15 protein-coding genes are annotated in these 19,086 nt (G+C 67.6%); 12 read left to right on the top strand and 3 right to left on the bottom strand.

Annotated features, from left to right (window positions below; all coding sequences use genetic code 11):
- Positions 1 to 4 precede the first annotated feature (4 nt).
- From FB461_RS05270 to FB461_RS05230, 9 genes are all read left to right on the top strand, one after another.
- Positions 5 to 868 carry an NAD kinase gene (locus FB461_RS05270; protein ID WP_170222620.1) on the top strand — a complete coding sequence of 288 codons (864 nt, stop codon included), beginning with the start codon at positions 5 to 7 and terminating at the stop codon, positions 866 to 868.
- Positions 865 to 2,565, top strand: coding sequence for a DNA repair protein RecN (gene recN, locus FB461_RS05265; RefSeq protein ID WP_142119607.1), 1,701 nt, complete (start codon positions 865 to 867; stop codon positions 2,563 to 2,565). Before FB461_RS05270 ends, recN begins: the two co-directional genes overlap by 4 nt.
- Positions 2,566 to 2,570: 5 nt before the next feature.
- A complete protein-coding gene (steA, locus tag FB461_RS05260) occupies positions 2,571 to 3,758 on the top strand; it encodes a putative cytokinetic ring protein SteA (RefSeq protein ID WP_425466881.1) in 1,188 nt (395 codons plus the stop codon).
- A gap of 53 nt (positions 3,759 to 3,811) precedes the next feature.
- Positions 3,812 to 4,975 (top strand): copper transporter, encoded by a 1,164-nt coding sequence (locus FB461_RS05255; protein WP_142119604.1) that lies wholly within the window; start codon positions 3,812 to 3,814, stop codon positions 4,973 to 4,975.
- Positions 4,976 to 5,189: 214 nt separating this feature from the next.
- The gene (locus tag FB461_RS05250) at positions 5,190 to 5,843 is read left to right on the top strand and encodes a hypothetical protein (protein WP_246046027.1); all 654 of its coding nucleotides are present in this window, start codon (positions 5,190 to 5,192) and stop codon (positions 5,841 to 5,843) included.
- A gap of 10 nt (positions 5,844 to 5,853) precedes the next feature.
- Complete coding sequence (gene murJ, locus FB461_RS05245; protein ID WP_142119600.1) at positions 5,854 to 7,455, top strand: murein biosynthesis integral membrane protein MurJ; 1,602 nt, start codon at positions 5,854 to 5,856, stop codon at positions 7,453 to 7,455.
- A complete protein-coding gene (locus FB461_RS05240) occupies positions 7,452 to 8,627 on the top strand; it encodes a glycosyltransferase (RefSeq protein ID WP_142119599.1) in 1,176 nt (391 codons plus the stop codon). The genes murJ and FB461_RS05240 overlap by 4 nt, the downstream gene beginning before the upstream one ends.
- A gap of 129 nt (positions 8,628 to 8,756) precedes the next feature.
- The gene (locus FB461_RS05235) at positions 8,757 to 10,457 is read left to right on the top strand and encodes a CTP synthase (RefSeq protein ID WP_281282073.1); all 1,701 of its coding nucleotides are present in this window, start codon (positions 8,757 to 8,759) and stop codon (positions 10,455 to 10,457) included.
- The gene (locus FB461_RS05230) at positions 10,454 to 11,134 is read left to right on the top strand and encodes an NUDIX domain-containing protein (RefSeq protein WP_342776110.1); all 681 of its coding nucleotides are present in this window, start codon (positions 10,454 to 10,456) and stop codon (positions 11,132 to 11,134) included. Before FB461_RS05235 ends, FB461_RS05230 begins: the two co-directional genes overlap by 4 nt.
- A gap of 199 nt (positions 11,135 to 11,333) precedes the next feature.
- On the opposite strand, the gene FB461_RS05225 is transcribed toward FB461_RS05230, so the two are convergent.
- Positions 11,334 to 12,278, bottom strand: a complete 945-nt coding sequence (locus FB461_RS05225; RefSeq protein ID WP_170222619.1) for a COX15/CtaA family protein — start codon at positions 12,276 to 12,278, stop codon at positions 11,334 to 11,336.
- Positions 12,279 to 12,311: 33 nt separating this feature from the next.
- Here FB461_RS05225 and FB461_RS05220 point away from each other — a divergent pair, with 33 nt between their 5' ends.
- From FB461_RS05220 to pflA, 3 genes are all read left to right on the top strand, one after another.
- On the top strand, positions 12,312 to 13,616 hold the full coding sequence (locus FB461_RS05220; protein ID WP_142119593.1) for a M18 family aminopeptidase: 1,305 nt from the start codon (positions 12,312 to 12,314) through the stop codon (positions 13,614 to 13,616).
- A 280-nt stretch (positions 13,617 to 13,896) separates the two neighbouring features.
- On the top strand, positions 13,897 to 16,167 hold the full coding sequence (gene pflB, locus FB461_RS05215; protein ID WP_142119591.1) for a formate C-acetyltransferase: 2,271 nt from the start codon (positions 13,897 to 13,899) through the stop codon (positions 16,165 to 16,167).
- A gap of 152 nt (positions 16,168 to 16,319) precedes the next feature.
- The gene (pflA, locus tag FB461_RS05210) at positions 16,320 to 17,189 is read left to right on the top strand and encodes a pyruvate formate-lyase-activating protein (protein ID WP_142120797.1); all 870 of its coding nucleotides are present in this window, start codon (positions 16,320 to 16,322) and stop codon (positions 17,187 to 17,189) included.
- Here the strand turns inward: pflA and FB461_RS05205 are convergent.
- Together FB461_RS05205 and FB461_RS05200 are read right to left on the bottom strand one after the other, a co-directional pair.
- Positions 17,182 to 18,450 (bottom strand): HRDC domain-containing protein, encoded by a 1,269-nt coding sequence (locus FB461_RS05205; protein WP_142119589.1) that lies wholly within the window; start codon positions 18,448 to 18,450, stop codon positions 17,182 to 17,184. The two genes, pflA and FB461_RS05205, sit on opposite strands and share 8 nt — an antisense overlap.
- On the bottom strand, positions 18,447 to 19,046 hold the full coding sequence (locus FB461_RS05200) for a DUF3000 domain-containing protein (protein WP_142119587.1): 600 nt from the start codon (positions 19,044 to 19,046) through the stop codon (positions 18,447 to 18,449). The genes FB461_RS05205 and FB461_RS05200 overlap by 4 nt, the downstream gene beginning before the upstream one ends.
- Positions 19,047 to 19,086: the final 40 nt, after the last annotated feature.

The raw sequence follows: 19,086 nt of genomic DNA, 5'->3' as shown, positions 1-19,086 counted from the left end.
CAGAATGCTGGTGGTGACCCACCGCGGGCGCCCGGAGGCGATCCACGCCGAGCAGACGGCGTTGAGCGTCCTCGCCGCCGCGGGAATCGAGGCCGTGATCGCAGATGACGCGCCCGGCGGCGCAGCCGACGCCGTCGAGGCCGTAATCGTCCTCGGTGGCGACGGCACGATCTTGCGCGCCGCGGAACTGACGCGGGGGACCACGGTGCCGATCCTCGGCGTGAACCTCGGCCACGTCGGATTTCTTGCCGAGGCCGAGATGGGGGATCTGCGCCGCTCGGTCCAGCGCCTCATCGAAGGCAAGTACACGGTCGAGGCGCGCCCCGCGCTCGATGTGACGATATGGCAGGGCAGCACGGGTGATCCGCTACGTTCCTGGGCGCTCAACGACGCGACCATAGAGAAGTTCGATCGCCGCCTGATGATCGAGATCGAACTGGACATCGACGGCCGCCCCCTCACGTCATATGCCACCGACGGGCTGGTCATGGCGACATCGACGGGATCGACCGCGCATGCCTTCTCGGCGGGCGGTCCAGTGTTATGGCCGGACGTCCAGGGAGTACTCGTCGTGCCGCTCGCGGCACACGCGCTGTTTGCCCGTCCACTGGTGGTCGGCCCCGCGTCAACCGTCGGAGTCACGATCACGGCCAGCGCCGCCGCGGAGGCGATCGTCACCATGGACGGCCGCCGGGCATTCGAATTGGAACCCGGTGCCCGGATCGAGGTAACAGTGTCGCCTGATCCGGTCATCCTGGCTCGTCTCAGCACCGCCCCATTCGCCGACCGGCTGGTCAACAAGTTCAACCTGCCCGTGATCGGCTGGCGCGCACGTGCGCGGGCCGCGGGAGCCGAAGGCGCGAAATGATCCGGGATCTGCGAATCGTCAACCTGGGCGTCATCGCCGACGCGCGCCTCGAACCCGGGCCCGGCCTCACCGCCATCACGGGGGAGACCGGCGCGGGTAAGACCATGCTGCTGCAGGGGCTCGACCTCCTGCGCGGGGCACGCGCCGACCTGTCGCTCATCCGAGCGGGGCAGGACGAGGCGGTAGTCGAATGCGAGGTCGAGATCCCGGACGAGCGCTTGCGCGCCGACATCGACCAGGCCGGAGGACGACTCGAGGAGGACGCAACGGCGCTGATCGTCCGAAGCGTGCGCGACGGAAAATCGCGCTTCCTCATCGGCGGTCGCGCCGTTCCGCGGTCAGCGGTCGCGGATGTGCTGGGCAAACTCCTCACTGTGCATGGACAGTCCGACCAGATCCGGCTTCGCGACGCCGCGACGCAGCGTGACACGCTCGACCACTATGCAGGAGCGAAGCACCTGGCCGCGCTGGAACGATACCGGGCGCTATGGCGAGAGCGCAGCGAGCTCGCAGCTCGTCTGGAGGAACTCGTCTCGAACCAGGCCGAGCGTGCCCGTGAGGCAGAACTGCTCAGACTCGGCCTGGAGCAGGTGGAGGCCGTAGCACCGCAAGCCGGCGAGGACGCGGAGCTCGACGCCACGGCGGAACGACTGCGACACTCCGAGGATCTGAGCGGCTACGTCTCCGCCGCATACTCGACCCTCGGCGGCGACGGCGGGGAGGCGTCTGCGAACGCCGCGGGCGCCGTCCACGAGGCACTACGACAGGTCGCCAGGGCGGCGAATCATGACCCCTCGCTCTCTCTCGTGCACGAGGAACTGACGGATGTCAGCTTCCGACTGGGTGAGGTATCGTCTCGGCTCGCCGGGTACCTCTCCGACCTGATCGTGGAACCGGGCAGGCTCGACGCGATCGAGGAGCGTCGTTCGCAACTTGCGAAGCTCATGCGGAGTTATGGTCCTACGCTGGCCGACGTGCTCGCCTGGGCGGACGAGGCGGGGCGTCGCCTCATGGAACTGGACGGTGATGGCGACGCCACCGTGGAGCTACGCGATCGCCTGGCCGAGCTCGATGCCGAACTCGGCAGTGCGGCGTCAGAAATCACGGCCGCTCGTGGCCGCGCCGCCCGTCGGCTGGAGCGCGCGGTGAAGGCCGAGTTGTCCGAGCTGGCGATGGCCTCGGCAACGTTGGCGATCGAGGTTTCCCCGCGCGACGGCCTGGGACTCAGCGGCGGCGACGACATCACTATGCTCTTCAGCGCTCACCCCGATGCCCCGCGGCGGCCGCTGGCCAAGGCGGCATCGGGGGGCGAGTTGTCCCGCGTCATGCTCGCCCTCGAAGTAGTGCTCGCGGACAGCGGCAGCGCAGGCAAGCGCCTCGTGATGGTCTTCGACGAGATCGATGCCGGCGTCGGGGGAAGGACGGCGACGCACATCGGAAAGCGACTCGCCCGGCTCGCAGAACTTCATCAGGTGATCGTGATCACCCACCTGGCTCAGGTCGCGGCGCTCGCGGGCACGCAACTGGTCGTGGGTAAGGACTCGGTTCCCGGCCGGTCCGTTTCAACGACCGTGACGACAGTGACAGGCGATGCCCGGGTGGTCGAACTGGCGCGCATGCTGTCGGGTGAGCAGGACTCGCACACGGCGCGCGCGCACGCCAGCGAATTGCTCGCGGCGGCTGGTAGGGGAGAATAGCGCGAGTGAGTTTGTTTCGAAGGCGGACCGCCCCGCTGGCACAGGCGGGGGGAGAGGTACGCGGAGCCGCCAGGGTCGACCGGCGCACCAAGGACCTGGTACGCCGGCTCGCTCCCGGCGACATCGCGATCATCGATCACGTCGACATCGATCGGGTGGCCGCCGAGGGACTCGTCGCGGCCAAACCGGCAGCGGTGCTCAACGCGGCGAAATCCATCTCAGGACGCTACCCGAACCTGGGACCGTCGATCCTGATCGAGGCCGGCATTCCCCTGATCGACGACCTCGGCCCCGACGTCATGACGATCCGCGACGGCGCCTGGGTGGACATTGACGGCGGTGAGGTCGCCACGAACGGCAGGCTCGTCTCCGAGGGAACGCCGCAGGATGCCGCCAGCATCGACGCCGCGCTCGAGGAGGCCCGCGAAGGCCTCTCCAACCAACTGCAGCTCTTCGCGGCCAACACGATGGAGTACCTGGAGAAGGAACGCAATCTCCTCTTCGACGGCATCGGCGTCCCCCAGGTCCGTACCCGGATCGCCGGACGTCACGCGCTTATCGTTGTCCGCGGTTACCACTACCGCGAGGACCTGGTGGCGCTGCAGCCGTACATGAAGGAATTCCGGCCGGTGCTCGTCGGAGTGGACGGCGGAGCCGACGCGCTGCTCGAGCAGGGATGGAAACCCGACCTTATCGTCGGCGACATGGACTCGGTCTCTGACACGGCGCTGAGATCGGGGGCGGAGATCGTCGTGCACGCCTACCGCGATGGCCGCGCCCCCGGCCTGGATCGCGTCAAGGAATTGGGACTGGACGGCGTTGTCTTTCCCGCAGTGGGGACGAGCGAGGATGTCGCGATGCTCCTGGTGGACGACATGGGCGCCGACGTCATCGTCGCAGTGGGCACGCACGGCACGCTGATCGAATTCCTCGACAAGGGACGAGCAGGAATGGCTTCGACCTTCCTGACGCGGCTACGCGTGGGCAGCAAGCTCATCGACGCCAAGGGCGTGTCGCGGCTTTACCGCCACCGGATCTCCAACTGGCAGATCGCGTGGCTGATCGGTGCGGGGGTCACGGCAATTGTGGCGTCGATGGCGGCCACCAGCGCAGGCCACGTCTTCCTCGGTCTCATCGGCGCGCGCTTCGATGACGTCGTCTCGTGGTTTTCCCGGCTGTTCGGGGGAGGCTAGGGTGAATCGCGCAGTAACTACGGCGGGAAAATTCGCGAAGATCGGAGCGCACGTTGATTGACATTCGATACCACCTGGTCTCGATCATCGCCATTTTCTTCGCGTTGGCCATTGGCGTGATACTCGGTGCTGGCCCGCTCAAAGAGACGATCGGCAGTCAGCTCACCGGGCAGGTATCGCAGCTTCGCGAGGAGAAGCAGCAGCTTCGCGATGAGTTGGATGCGGCCACGCGCGAGGCCACGTCCACGAACCAGTTCATTGAGCAGTCGGCAGGCGCCATCCTGGATGGCACTCTCGCCGAGCGGCGAATCGCGATCGTCGAGGCGGAGCCGGTTGACGCTGCGCTCATCGACCAGGTGACCGAACTCGTCGAGCAGGCGGGCGGGCGGGTAGCCTCGCGCGTGCAACTCAACGAATCCTGGTATTCGCCGGATTTCGCTGACGCACGCCAGTCGTACGCGCAGAGCCTGAAGGACTACCTCCCCGCCGACTTCTCGGGGACATATGACCAGGCGCTCGGACGCGCGTTGGCAGTCGCGATGTCAGGAGCCAGTGACGAAATAGGCAGCTCCTACTCGACGAGCGCGAACCTCGTCCGCGACATCCTCGTCTCCGCCGGCCTGATCAACGTGGCCCAGGAGGGAACCGCCCCCGCGGACGCGTACATCGTCCTGGAAACTCTAAGCACCACGCCCGTGGCGGAATCGGACACCACGCAGCAGGAACTGGCGCCGCTGGAGCAGCAGGCCGCAGTGATTGCGCGTACGGCCCAGGAACTTTCCGGCGCATCGGAAGGGGCAGTCGTGTCCGGACCGGCGTCTAGCCCTGGTTCTGTCATCGCGGCTCTTCGCGCCGACACGTCGCTGCGGTCCACGGTCTCTACGGTGACCGACGACGACGTCAGTTCCGGCAGGGTCCTGACAATCCTCGCGCTCTCGGATCAGGTGTCGGGCACGAGCGGACACTACGGACTCGCCGAGACTGACCAGGCGTTCCCGAGCGGCTCTGCGCTCGACGCTCCGATACGCACCTGGATGGCGGAACTCGGAACGAATGACGCGGGATCCGCCGGGACGGACGAGTCGGACACCAGCCAGACGGACTCTGCTCCCGCAGATGGCGATTCGGGCGCCACGGACTCGACTGGGGAGGGTGCCGACCAGGAATCCGGGCAGCAGAACGAACCGGACACCGATCCCGCCGCAGGCAATGGCTAGCGCGGCTCGAAGCATCGCTGCCGCCCTCATTGGTGCAGGCGTTGCAGCGGTAGGAGCGCGAGCGACCCGCCGGTTAATTGCCCAACGGAGCTGCGCCTCCCAGGAGGCTGCCGCTCGCTGGCATCGAAGCAACTTCGCTGGCGAACAGGTCAGCCTCACCGAAGGCCCGGCACTCGCGGCAGGATTAGTCGTCGGGCAGTTGGCCAGGGGCGCCGTGACCGGCAACCGACTGCCGATCGCCACCGCCGCGAATACGGCCATCGCCGGCGCGCTCGGGCTCATCGATGATCTCGCGGAGGCCGACCCGAATGCGGCGAAGGGCCTGCGCGGACACCTCGGAGCGCTCCGTCGCGGCACGCTCACGACGGGCGCCGCCAAGCTCATCGGAATCTCGTTGTCATCGGCCGCGACAGCCGCGATCATCGCGCGCGCTCGGCGGCGAACCCGCGGTAGCGCTGCGGCGGCCATCGTCGTGGACACGGTGCTGATCGCCGGAATGACGAATCTCGTCAATCTCTTCGACCTGCGGCCCGGCCGCGCGCTCAAGGTCGGCGCTTTGCTGGCGCTGCCCCTGGGCGCCGAGGCGTTTCCCCTCGCGGGCGCTGGCGGCGCGGTTGCGTCAGAGGATCTGCGGGGAGGTTCGATGGCGGGAGACGCTGGCGCGAACGCTCTGGGTGCCGCGATCGGTTGCACCTGGGCAATGGCGATGCCGTTGCCGGTCCGCGCTGCCGCCGCAGTCGGTGTCACGGCTCTGACCGTCGCGAGCGAGCGCATTTCGTTCAGCCGGGTCATTGCGGGCACTCCTATCTTGGACCGCATCGATCGCCTGGGCACCGCGCGGGTCGCGCCGATCGCGTCGCACGATTGATGGTGATCCGATGAGTGCGCGCGTACGTCATTCGATAGCGGCGGGCGCTCTGGTCATGACGATCGCGACGATCGTCGTGCGCGTGCTCGGCCTCGTGCGCTGGGGCGTGCAGGCATCGGAGGTGGGGTCGGTCGGCATCGCCGAGCCATACGCTGCTGCGAACGTGATCCCCAACCTTCTCTTCGAGGTGGTCGCCGGCGGCGCGCTGGCAGGCGCGATCGTCCCTCTGCTTGCGGGTCCATTGGTGGACAGGGCGCGCGAACGCGCCAACCTCACAATCTCCGCCATGCTCACGTGGACGGTGACGGTCCTGACCGCGCTCGGGGGACTCGTGGCCCTCCTCGCTCCCAGAATCGTGGATCTCATCCCGCGCGTCGGAGAGGGCGAACTCAGCGATCTCGCGGCATTCTTCCTGACCGTATTCGCCGTCCAGTTGCCGCTCTACGGCATCGGCGTCGTCCTCACCGGCGCGCTCCAGGCGCAGCGCCGGTTTCTGTGGCCGGCATTGGCTCCCGGCTTCAGCTCCCTCGTGGTGATCGCGACCTACCTGAGATTCGGCCAGCTCGCGGGCGGCGCACAGGCGACGCCGGGGCTGGTGCCCGATTCGGCAGTTCAGATCCTCGCCTGGGGAACGACGGCGGGCGTCGCGGCGATGAGCCTGCCGCTCCTCATCCCCTGCTGGGGTGCGGGCATCCGGCTCCGCCCGCAGTGGCGTATGCCGGCCGGCCAGGTGCGACTGTTCTTCGGGCTTGCGGGAGCAGGCGTCGCGAGTCTCGTGGCGCAGCAGATCAGCATCGGCGTCACCCTCGTGCTCGTGAACGACAACGGCGGCCCTGGCGCCTACCCCATCTGGCAATACGCGCAGGCCGTGACGATGGTGATCTACGGGGCGCTGGCCATCCCGGTCGCCACGTCGTCGTTTCCCGCCCTGTCCGAGCAGTGGTCGAGCGGCCGACGGGCAAGGTTCGACGACACGGCCTCGTCCTCGCTCCAGATGATGACGGTCGTCTGCGTCGGCGGGGCGGCGGCCGTCGCGGCGGCCGCCGGACCGATCGAGGCGTTCTTCGGCTTCACCGCCGGGGGAGTTGCCGGGATGGCAACGGCGGTGCGATGGCTCGGAATCGCCATCGTTCCCATCTCGTTGAACTTCTACCTGGGCCGCGTGCTGTACGCAGCGCGAGCGCCACGGGCCGGGGCGGCGGGAACGGTGACGGGCTGGCTCGTCGCTGCGTTCCTGCCCATCGTCGCCGTTCGGCTGGTCCAGAGCGGCAACTCGGACGAGGCCTTCGCCGCGGTGGCGGCCAGCAGCGCGATCGGTCTGGCTCTGGGTACCGTCGTGCTGTTGATGTCGGTTCGGGCGAAACTCGGAATCGCGGCGCTCAGGGGATTCGCGAGGGTGCTCGTTGCCACCGCGCTCGCCGGAGCCGGCGGATATCTGCTGGCGCTCCTCGTGACCCCCACGACTCACGAGATGACGGTCCTGACGGGCGCGACGTGGACGGTCGCGATCGGCGGCGGCGTTGGCCTCGCGTGCGCGGGTGTGGGACTGTGGACTGCAAGGGGCGCTTTGCGAGCGTTCCTGCGACCCGCACCGCTCAGGGAGGAACCGTGACACCCGCCGTTCTCATCGTGGTCGGCCGCGCGAGCGGCGGAGTTGCCCAGCAGGTGGGGATGCAGGTTCGCGCGCTGCACGAGCGGGGTATTCCCGTCGAGGTTTGGGGTCCGCATTCCACCCTGGACAGCCTCGGTGGTATTCCGAGCCAGGTGCAAACCCAGGTGGTCGACGTCGGCGAGCGCCCAGCACTGCGCGACGTCGCCACCGTGCGGAGGCTGCGCCGCGCCTGGTCGCGTTTCGCCGTTGTCCACGCGCACGGGGCCAGGGCCGGGGCACTCGCCGCCCTCGCCTCCGTAGGCATCAACCCGGCCGTCCGACGAACCCGATTCGTCGTGACGCTCCACAATCGCCCCATCGGATCCCGGCCGGTCAGGTTCGTCGGGTGGCTGCTCGTCTGGCTGGTGGCCCAGCGCGGGGACGCAGTGCTCGCGGTCAGCCCCGACCTCGTTCGGCGCGTCAAGGTGCTCGCGGCCGGCCGCTACGCATTCTCGCTCGTAGCGCGTCGTCATCGTCCGCTGGTCGACCTCGCCATCGTTGCCGCACCCATTCCGGTGGACGAGGTTCCCGCCTCGCTTGAGGAGGCACGTCGTCGCGCGACTGCCACCCGCTACGTACTGGAGTGGCCCCAGGACGAGTTCATCGTCGCCACCGTGGCACGCCTCGCGCCGCAGAAAGGCCTCGATTCGGTCATCTCGGCGGCCATCGAACTCGCTCAGGGTGCCTTCAGCGGCCGCCGGTGGCGCTGGCTGGTCATTGGAGACGGACCACTGCGGGCGCAGCTTGAGGCTGCCGCGCGTGACAGCGGCGTGGCGGCCAACGTCGAGTTCCTCGGGCGGCGCAGCGACGCGGTCACGCTGATGCGACTGGCCGACATCGTGGTGTCGCCCGCCCTGTGGGAGGGGCAGTCCGTGGCGATCATGGAAGCTCTCGGCGTCGGGGCCGCGCTCGTTGCGACGGACGTCGGTGGGACACGAGGGGTCACCGGGAGAGCCGCCAGGCTCGTCGCCCCCGCGCGCCCGGATGCTTTGGCCGATCAGATCGCGGCGGTGGCCTCGTCCACAATGCTGACCGACCAACTGCGCACGGCAGCGATCCGCCGTGCCCGCACCCTCCCGCGGGTACCCCAACTGCTCGATCAACTGCGAAGGGCGTACGATTCGACGATCTAGTTCGCGGGTCGACGGCCCAAAATGGCCACGCGACTGTTACAGTGGAGTTCCGTGGCAGATGATCAGAACCCCGGCGAAAAATCGCGACTCGACGACATCCTGGGGCTCAGCCCCGTCAAAAATCAGCGACTGATCTCGTCCTTGGGGCGCGGAGATCACATCACCCGCCAGGTCTTCGTGACCGGCGGCGTGGCATCGTCGCTCGGAAAGGGCCTCACGGCATCCAGCCTGGGCCGCCTGCTACGCTCGCGCGGACTGCGAGTGACTATGCAGAAACTGGATCCCTACCTCAACGTGGACCCGGGAACCATGAACCCTTTCCAGCACGGAGAGGTGTTCGTGACCGAGGACGGCGCCGAGACGGATCTCGACATCGGCCACTACGAGCGATTCCTCGATGAGAACCTCGGAGCGCTCGCCAACGTGACCACCGGCCAGGTGTACTCCAACGTCATCGCCAAGGAGCGCCGCGGCGAGTACCTGGGGGACACCGTTCAGGTCATCCCGCACATCACCGACGCCATCAAAGAGCGCATGCGGGCACAATCGGGGACGAACGTCGACGTCATCATCACCGAGATCGGCGGAACGGTGGGTGACATCGAGTCGCAGCCCTTCCTCGAAGCCGCGCGCCAGGTGCGCCACGAACTCGGCCGCGACAACGTGTTCTTCCTGCACGTGTCCCTCGTTCCCTACATCGGCCCGTCCGGTGAGCTCAAGACCAAGCCCACGCAGCACTCCGTCGCCGCGCTCCGCTCGATCGGCATTCAGCCGGACGCGATCGTGCTCCGCGCCGACCGTGACGTGCCCGAGGCGACCAAGAACAAGATCGCCCTGATGTGCGACGTCGACACCGAGGCGGTCGTGACCGCCAAGGACGCACCGAGCATCTACGACATCCCCCGAGTGCTGCACTCCGAGGGCCTCGACGCCTACGTCGTGCGCCGACTCGACCTGCCCTTCCACGACGTGGACTGGGACGGCTGGCGCCAGTTGCTCGAACGCGTGCACTATCCCGAGCGCACCGTCACCGTCGCACTCGTCGGCAAGTACATCGACCTGCCGGATGCCTATCTCTCGGTCACCGAGGCGCTGCGTGCCGGCGGCTTCGCCGCAAATGCGAAAGTGAATATCCGCTGGGTCGCCTCCGACCAGTGCGAATCGCCGGAGGGCGCCCAGCAGGTGCTCGGCGGGGTCGATGCCGTGCTCATCCCCGGTGGCTTCGGTGTGCGAGGCGTGGACGGCAAGATCGGCGCCGCCCGCTGGGCGCGGGAGAACAAGGTCCCGACGCTCGGTATCTGCCTCGGTATGCAGGTCATGGTGATGGAGTACGCGCGCAACATCCTGGGCCTGGCCGGCGCGTCATCGTCGGAGTTCGACCCCGAGACGAAGCACCCGGTCGTCGCGACCATGGCGGAGCAGCTCGCCTTCGTGGACGGCGAGGGCGATCTCGGTGGCACCATGCGCCTCGGCGCCTACGACGCAGAACTCAAGGCGGGATCGGTACTGGCCGAGACATACGGCTCCACGAGCGTCTCGGAGCGTCACCGGCACAGGTACGAGGTCAACAACGCCTACCGCGACGCACTTGAGGACGCCGGGCTGTCCATCGCCGGTACATCGCCCGATGGCTCGCTCGTGGAGTTCATCGAGCTCCCGCGCGAAACCCACCCCTACTACGTCGCCACGCAGGCACACCCCGAGTTCAAGTCCCGTCCGACCCGCGCGCACCCGCTATTCGCCGGGCTGATTCGGGCGGCCCTGGACGGGCAGGGGCTGCTGCTCGAGGACGAGGAAGTCGACCGCGCCGTAGCCGACGAGTTGGCATGATGGCCGTCGTCGCGTTGACGACCGGCGCGCAGGTACCGCTCACGGACGTCGAGTTCCGGGCGGACCTGCTCAGCCGTAAGGCGTTGTACGAGGGCCACGTGTGGAACCTGGTACAGGACCGGGTGGACCTCGGGGAGGCCGGGGTCGTGACTCGCGACCTGCTCGATCACCCCGGCGCGGTGGGAATCATCGCGCTGGACGACGATGGCCGAGTCCTAGTGCTGCAGCAGTACCGCCATGCGGTGGGCCGGAAGCTGTGGGAGGTCCCCGCGGGACTGATGGATCACGCCGGTGAGGACCCGCTGGCCGCTGCCCAGCGCGAGCTGGCCGAGGAAGCCGATCTCGTGGCCGGAAGCTGGCACGTCTTGTCGGACTTCTACACTTCTCCAGGCGGCTCGACCGAGCCGCTGCGCGTGTTCCTTGCCCGCGACCTGGCGCCCATCCCCGAGCACGATCGCTACGAACGCGGCGAGGAAGAACTGGACATGCCGACCGGGTGGGTTCCGCTCGATGATCTGGTCGCCGCGGTACTGGCCGCAGAGGTACACAATCCGACCCTCGTCGTCGGGGCCCTCGCGGCGTTCGCTAGCCGCGCCGGCGGCTGGTCATCCCTGCGGCCCGGGGACGTGCCCTGGCCCGAGCAGATCAAGCGACGCCTCATCGAGGATGCCGACTAGTCGAGCCGACACTCGCTGGTCAGGCCGATGCTCCTATTTGGCCACCAATCCTTGGTCGAGCCGACACCGGTTATGGCTGTCAGGCACCGGATACATCGGGTGCTCCACCGCCCTAACCGGTGTCCGGCAGCGGTAGTTGGGCGGCGACCTGTGTGAAGGTAGGTGTCCGGCGGCGGTAGTCGGGCGGCGGTTGCTGCGCCTAGTTGCGTTCCCGCGCGGCCGTCAGCACGAAGATGCCGGCCGCTGTGATCGTGGCCGCGAGCAGCATGTGCAGCGCCACGAGGGCCGCTGGCAACCCGGTGAAGAACTGCACGTAGCCGACGATCCCCTCCGCCGCCACGATGGCCCATAGGGTGACCGCCGCTCGCCGCGAGCGTGCCGGCGCGGGTTGCTGCCGCTTGAACAGCATGACCGTGAGCACAGCGAGCGAAAGGACCAGCACCCACACGGTCATGGAATGCAGGCGCGCGGCGTGCGTCGGGTCGAACGAAAACCGGTACGCGATCTCATCGTCTCCCGAGTGCGGGCCGGAACCCGTGGTGAGGATCCCGAGCATCACAACGGGCAGCAGCCACGCGGCCACGAACCTGGACACTAGCGTGGTCGGCCGGTCGAGGGAGGCCACGGGCGCGCCATCCCCTTCGGCCTGCCGCGCCACCAGGTAGGCGGAGGCGGCGACGAGTCCCACCGAGATCAGCATGTGCCAGCCGACGATCGCCGGGTGCAGATCGATGAGCACCGTGATCCCGCCGATGACGGCCTGAATGATCACGCCCACCAACGGCACCCAACCGAGCAGGCGGTAGGAACGCGAACGCGATCTGTCGGACCAGACGGCTACCAGTACGGCAATTCCCAGCAGCGACAGGACCCCGGACATCGTCCGGTTCCCGAACTCCACGAACGGGTGATAGCTCACTGCCTCGTGGAACACGGGCGTGAACTGCCCGGGCTCGCAGTTCGGCCAGGTCGAACAGCCGAGCCCGGAACCCGTGAGCCGGACCAGTCCGCCAGTGAGGATGATCAGGATCTGGCCCGCCAGATTGGCCCATACGGCGAGGCGTGCATTCCGGCGCAACCAGCTGGCGATCCGGCCGAGGGGGGAGGCTTCGAGGGTGACGGGGGAGGCGGGTGAAGGGGTCACCGGGCAATCGTAGCCCGTGGTTTGATGGAGTCTATGAACTCTTCGGCTCATGCTGCCGGCCACGCAACGGACTATGCGGCCGATCTCGGCCGATACATCTTCGCGAGCCCATCGAGCTACCACGCGGTCAGCGAGGCGGCGCGTATGCTCATCGCGGCCGGATTCACGCAGCTCTCCGAACGCGAGGCCTGGCGTGACGTCTCGGGCAAGCGCTTCGTGATCCGGGACGGGGCGCTGATCGCGTGGCAGGCGCCCCCGGGCATACCGGTTGGGGCGGGGTTCCGCATCGTCGGCGCGCACACCGATTCGCCGGGTTTCAAGGTCAAGCAGGATCCGACATTCGGGCATCTCGGCTGGCGCCAGCTCGCCGTCGAGGTCTACGGCGGCCCGCTCGTGCACTCGTGGCTGGATCGCGACCTGCGGGTGGCCGGGCGGCTCGTTGATCGAGGGGGACGAGCCCTCCTGGTCGAGTCCGGGCCCGTCGCTCGCATCCCGAGCCTCGCGATCCATCTCGATAGGGACATGGCGGCGGGCGTCACGCTGGACCGCCAGCGACACACGCAGCCCGTCCTCGACCTGGACTCGGAAGGCGGGGCAGAGCTCGTCCAAGCCCTGGCCCAGGATGCCGGCATGGCCCCGGACGACGTCGCGGGCTTCGATCTGTACCTCGCAGACACGCAGGCTCCGGCAGCCATCGGCCTGGGGGGAGACCTCCTGGCGGCCGGGCGCCTTGACAACCTGTCGTCCACCTTCGCGGCGTTGCGGGCGCTCATCCGCGCGAGCGACCACGGGGACGGCACGGGATTCATGAGCATCGTCGCACTCTTCGACCACGAGGAGGTCGGCTCGGCATCCAGTTCGGGGGCCGCCGGGCCGGTCCTGGAGGACACTGTTCGGCGCATTGCGGTTGGGCTGGGGCTTGGGGAGGACGAGTATCGAGCCGCGCTCGCGGCTTCGATCTGCGTGTCAGCCGACGCCGGGCACGGCATCCACCCGAACTACCCCGAACGTCACGATCCGACGCAGTGGCCGCACCTCGGTGCAGGCCCGATGCTCAAGGTGAACGCCAACCAGCGCTACGCCTCCGACGGGATCGGCGCGGCACTGTGGCGCGGCTGGTGCGATGCGGCGAACGTCACCACGCAGGCGTTCGTGTCTAACAATGCGATCCCATGCGGGTCGACCATCGGTCCGATCACGGCCACGCGGCTGGGCATCCGCACGATAGACGTGGGCGTCCCGCTCCTTTCCATGCACTCGATCCGTGAGCTCGCACACGCAGACGATCTCCAGGGTCTGGCGCTCGTGCTGCAGGAGTTCCTGACTGGCGCCAGCTAGTCGCCTGGCGACCGCGGGGGCCACGAGATCGCGCCGCGCAACGCGCCACGATGACCGCTTGCGGACTCGTCCGAAACGGGACCAAGGGCCCAAGACGACTCCGCGGGTAGCCGCGAACGTTGGAACCGCAGGCTGTCGCGGTTACTGCGGGAGCCCAATTGTGACCTAGATCGCATTATCGGAATGTCCCCTTCGGGCCGATGGTCCCATGCGCGTCGGCGGTGCCGGCCCTAATGTTGTTCGTAGATCACATCCGATCTACTGAGCCTAGGAGAGGGTCATGACCATTACGTCCGAGTCGACCGACCAGGTAGTTGCCATTGAGCCGTGGCGCGGATTCGCCGGCGGTGTCTGGCAAGAGACCGTGGATGTCCGCGACTTCATTCAGCGCAACTACACGCCGTTCACCGGTGACGCCTCGTTCCTCGCAGGCCCGACCGCCAAAACCCTGGCCGTCTGGGACTACCTTGAGAAGAACTACCTATCCGTCGAGCGCGAGCGCCGCGTCTACGACGTCGACACGCACATCCCCGCGGACATCGACGCGTTCCCCGCCGGCTACATCTGCGAGGACGACGACGTGATCGTCGGCCTCCAGACCGATGTCCCCCTCAAGCGCGCCATGATGCCGTACGGCGGCTGGCGCATGGTCGAGACCGCGATCCGTGAGGCGGGCAAGGAGCCCGATCCCGAGATCAAGCGCATCTTCACGAAGTACCGCAAGACCCACAACGAAGGGGTCTTCGACATCTACACCCCGCGTATCCGTGCCGCGCGGTCCTCGCACATCATCACCGGCCTGCCCGACGCGTACGGCCGCGGGCGCATCATCGGTGACTACCGTCGCGTGGCGCTGTACGGCGTCGACTTCCTGATCGAGCAGAAGCTCAAGGACAAGGACGCGATTGCCGACCAGCCGTTCTCCGAGAACTGGGCTCGCTACCGCGAGGAGCACTCGGAGCAGATCAAGGCGCTGAAGAAACTGAAGAACCTCGGCGAGCAGTACGGCTTCGACCTCGGTCGCGCGGCCACGAACTTCCAAGAGGCCGTCCAGTGGACCTACCTCGGCTACCTCGCCTCGGTCAAGAGCCAGGACGGTGCCGCCATGAGCATCGGTCGACTCTCGGCTTTCTTCGACATCTACTCGGAGCGCGACTTCGCGGAGGGCACGCTGACCGAGGACGAGGCGCAGGAGATCATCGACGCGCTGGTGCTGAAGCTGCGCATCGTGCGCTTCCTGCGGACCATCGACTACGACCAGATCTTCTCCGGCGACCCGTACTGGGCCACCTGGTCCGACGCAGGCTTCGGCGACGACGGGCGCCCGATGGTCACCAAGACCTCGTTCCGCCTGCTGCAGACGCTCCGCAACCTCGGCCCGGCACCGGAGCCGAACATCACGATCTTCTGGGACCCCGAACTGCCGGACGGCTACAAGGACTTCTGCGCAGCGATCTCGATCGAGACCTCGGCCATCCAGTACGAGTCCGACGCGCAGATCCGCCAGCACTGGGGCGACGACGCGGCCATCGCATGCTGCGTGTCCCCGATGCGCATCGGCAAGCAGATGCAGTTCTTCGGAGCGCGCGTCAACGCCGCCAAGTCCTTGCTGTACGCGCTGAACGGCGGGCGAGACGAGATGACCGGCAAGCAGATCGTGAAGGGCTACGAGCCGATCACGAGCGAGGAACCGCTCGACTACGACGAGGTGTGGGCCAAGTACGACGCCATGCTCACCTGGGTGGTCGAGACCTACGTCGAGGCACTGAATATCATCCACTACAGCCACGACAAGTACGCCTACGAGTCGATCGAGATGGCGCTGCACGACAATGAGATCATCCGCACGATGGGTTGCGGCATCGCCGGCCTGTCGATCGTGGCCGATTCGCTGTCCGCCATCAAGTACGCGAAGGTCACCCCGGTCCGCGACGAGTCCGGCTTGATCGTTGACTACGTCACTGAGGGCGACTTCCCGGTCTACGGCAACGACGACGACCGTGCCGACGAGATCGCCCAGCTGGTGGTCAAGACCGTCATGGACAAGATCCGCAAGATCAAGCTCTACCGCGACGCGGTGCCGACCCAGTCGGTGCTGACGATCACGTCCAACGTGGTTTATGGCAAGGCGACGGGAAGCTTCCCCTCGGGGCACGTCAAGGGCACGCCGTTCGCACCGGGGGCCAACCCCGAGAACGGCATGGACACCCACGGCATGGTCGCCTCGATGCTCTCGGTCGGCAAGCTCGACTACAACGACGCGCTGGACGGCATCTCGCTCACCAACACGATCACGCCGTCGGGGCTCGGTCGCGACAAGGATGAGCAGGTCGGCAACCTGGTCGGCATCCTCGATGCGGGCATGGGTGAGGGTCTCTACCACGCCAACATCAACGTGCTGAACCGCGAGACCCTCGAGGACGCCATCGAGCACCCCGAGAAGTACCCGAACCTGACCGTTCGAGTCTCGGGGTACGCGGTCAACTTCGTGAAGCTCACCCGCGAGCAGCAGCTCGACGTGCTCTCGCGGACGTTCCACCACTCGGCGTAGGCGAGTAGTCTCTTAAGTCAAGGACGGTGGCCGCCGGCGGATCGAATGCGCCGGCGGCCACCGCTTTCATTTGGAGGGAGTCGGTCACCATGCCGGAAAAGAGTCAGGGCGGTTCGGACGGCGGTTCGATCATGCTGGGCATCCCGCGCGGGATGTCGCACGGCGTGGCGGGGGCTGCGCCGCGGGATCAGGATTTCGAGGCGCCGCAGCGGCGGACCATGGGCGCGGGCACGACCGGTCTGGCGGTGGTCGACGTCGAACACGGAGATCGCCTCGCCATGATGCGGGACGGGCAGCTCGGCTCGGTCCACTCGTGGGAACTCGTCACGGCGGTGGATGGCCCGGGTACTCGCCTGACAGTGTTCATGGCCGGCTGCCCCTTGCGCTGCCTCTACTGCCACAACCCGGACACGTTCAAGATGAAGGACGGCGAGCCCGTCACGGCAGAGACGTTGCTGAACAAGATCCGGCGCTACCGCGGAGTGTTCAAAGCGACAGGCGGGGGCATCACGCTGTCCGGTGGTGAGGTGCTCATGCAGCCGCGCTTCGCCGCTACGATCCTGAAGGGCGCCCACGACATGGGCATCCACACGTGCATCGACACTTCCGGTTACCTCGGTGCCAACTGCACGGACGCGATGCTCGACACGATTGACCTGGTGCTGCTCGACGTCAAGTCCGGCATCCCAGAGACCTACAAGCGCACGACGGGCCGTGATCTAGCGCCGACGATCGCGTTCGGCGACCGGCTCGCGGAACGCGGGATCGAGGTGTGGGCGCGGTTCGTGCTCGTGCCCGGACTCACTGATGACGTCGAGAACGTCGAGGCGGTCGCTGACATCATCGAGCGCTGGCAGGGAAACGTGTCGCGCGTTGAGGTGCTGCCGTTCCACCAGATGGGCCGGGACAAGTGGGATGCCCTGGGCTATGAGTACAAGCTGGAGGACACCGAGCCGCCCAGCCAGGAGCTCGTCGAGCGGGTGCGCGGCCAGTTCCGCAGCCGGGGCTTCACGGTCAAATAGCGCGTTCGTCGCTGGCGTGGTCGGCCTCGTCCACCTTTTGCGCGATGATCGGGCCTGCCTGTTCTATCTGCCACGGCCGGGCGCCACGCCCAGCCAGGAACTCGGCGACGCGGTCGCCGCCGATGGACTCGTCCCAGCACAACCTCCGCAGTGTGTCTGGCTGCAATAGGTTCTCGACCGGCAGGTTCAATTCCTCCGCGCGGGCGATCACCGCCGGGCGGGCGGCCTCCAACCGGGCGGCGGCGCGTGGCGCTCGCTCCGCCCAGCTGCGGGGGGCGGGCGGGCCGTCCGAAGCGGGGCCTCGCATGGACGGCAACTCATCCTCGCGCAGGGCGAGAGCTCGCTGGATCGCGGCGAGCCACTGCGTGGCCCGGTTCTGGACGCTCCTGCCCGCGAACTCGCGCAGGGCGAGCAGATCGGGAACGGAACGCGGCAGCACCTGCGCCGCCTTGATGATCGCTCGATCGGGCAGCACCCTGCCGGGGGATACGTCGCGTCGCTGCGCCACGTCGTCGCGTTCCTGCCAGAGCTCGCGCGCGATTGCCAGCGCGCGCCGAGTGCGCAGATCGGTGATGTGCGATGTGCGCCGCCATGGATCCACCCGCGGCGAGGGCGGCGGCGCGGCGAGCACGGCGGCGAACTCCTGGTGCGCCCATTCGAGTTTTCCCGCATCGGCGAGCCGCTCCGTCAGCCGGTCGCGTAGCTCTACCAGTACCTCGACGTCGAGCGTGGCGTACCTGAGCCAAGACTCGGGCAATGGGCGTTTCGACCAGTCGGCCGCGGAGTGCTCCTTCGCGAGCCGCAGGCCGAGGATGTCCGCGACCACCGCGCCGAGCCCCACGCGCGCCATGCCGAGAAGGCGGGCGGCCAGTTCCGTATCGAAGATCCTGCGCGGCTCGAGCCCCTGCTCGCGCAGGGGATGTAGATCCTGGCTCGCGGCGTGAAACACCCACTCGTCATCGCCGATCGCGTCGTTGAAGGCGCTCAGGTCGGGTAGCTCGATGGGGTCAATGAGAACTGTGCCGGCACCCTCGCGGCGCAACTGGACGAGGAAGTTGTGCTGCCCGTATCGATAGCCCGACGCCCGCTCGGCGTCCACGGCCACCGGGCCGCGCGCCGCCGCGAAGGCATCAACCGCGCGGCGCAGTTGGCTTTCGGTCGTCAGGACGGGTGGGATGCCACCTGCGGGCTCCTCCAGGTCGATCAGTTCCGGTTCGCCAGCCGGTTGGGTGGGGTTCGCGGACGAGGTCTCCGCTGTCATTTGATCACCGAAATCCTGGCCGCGGATGGTTCGAGTCCGGCGGCCATGCCTAACATGTCGGCCCACGCGCTCAGGTGCGCGGCCATGTTGTCGTCGGATGGCGTCCACGACGCGCGCAGTTCCACCTCGACCTGTTCGTCGGCGTCCTCGAGGACGCCGAAACTGTGCGATAGCGCGCGGGTCACAGTGCCGCCGCGCGCGGATTCGGTCGCGCCGGCGGACGAGAGGGCCTCGTCCAGCCAGTCCCACATCACGGTCGGCAGCATGGGATCGCCCGCGAGCTCGGGGTCCATCGTGGCCCGCACCAGGACGACTACCCGGAAGTTGCCCTGCCACGAGGACTGGCCATCGGGGTCGTACATCAGCACGAACCGGCCATCGCAGGCGTGCAGATGCGTGGGACGGCCAGGTCCGGCTACGACGCCATCTGGCAGAATGTCCTTGACGTCTCCGCTCAGTGCCACCGCGTAGGGTGCGATCTGGCCCGGCGCCCTGATCTCGGCCAGTTCGATCTCCGGCCGGATCGCGGCATCGCGCAGTGATCGCAGCGCGGCCAGGAACTCGGCGGGCGCCTCGCGCGGTAGTTCTTCCCTCACTTTGCCAGGATAGGCGGGCTGGGGTCGCTGACCGTGCAAG

It is taken from the genome of Rarobacter faecitabidus (assembly GCF_006716265.1).
Classification (GTDB): Bacteria; Actinomycetota; Actinomycetes; order Actinomycetales; family Cellulomonadaceae; genus Rarobacter; species Rarobacter faecitabidus.
The sequence above is the reverse complement of the archived record's forward strand: the minus strand, read 5'-3'. Positions and strand labels throughout refer to the sequence as shown.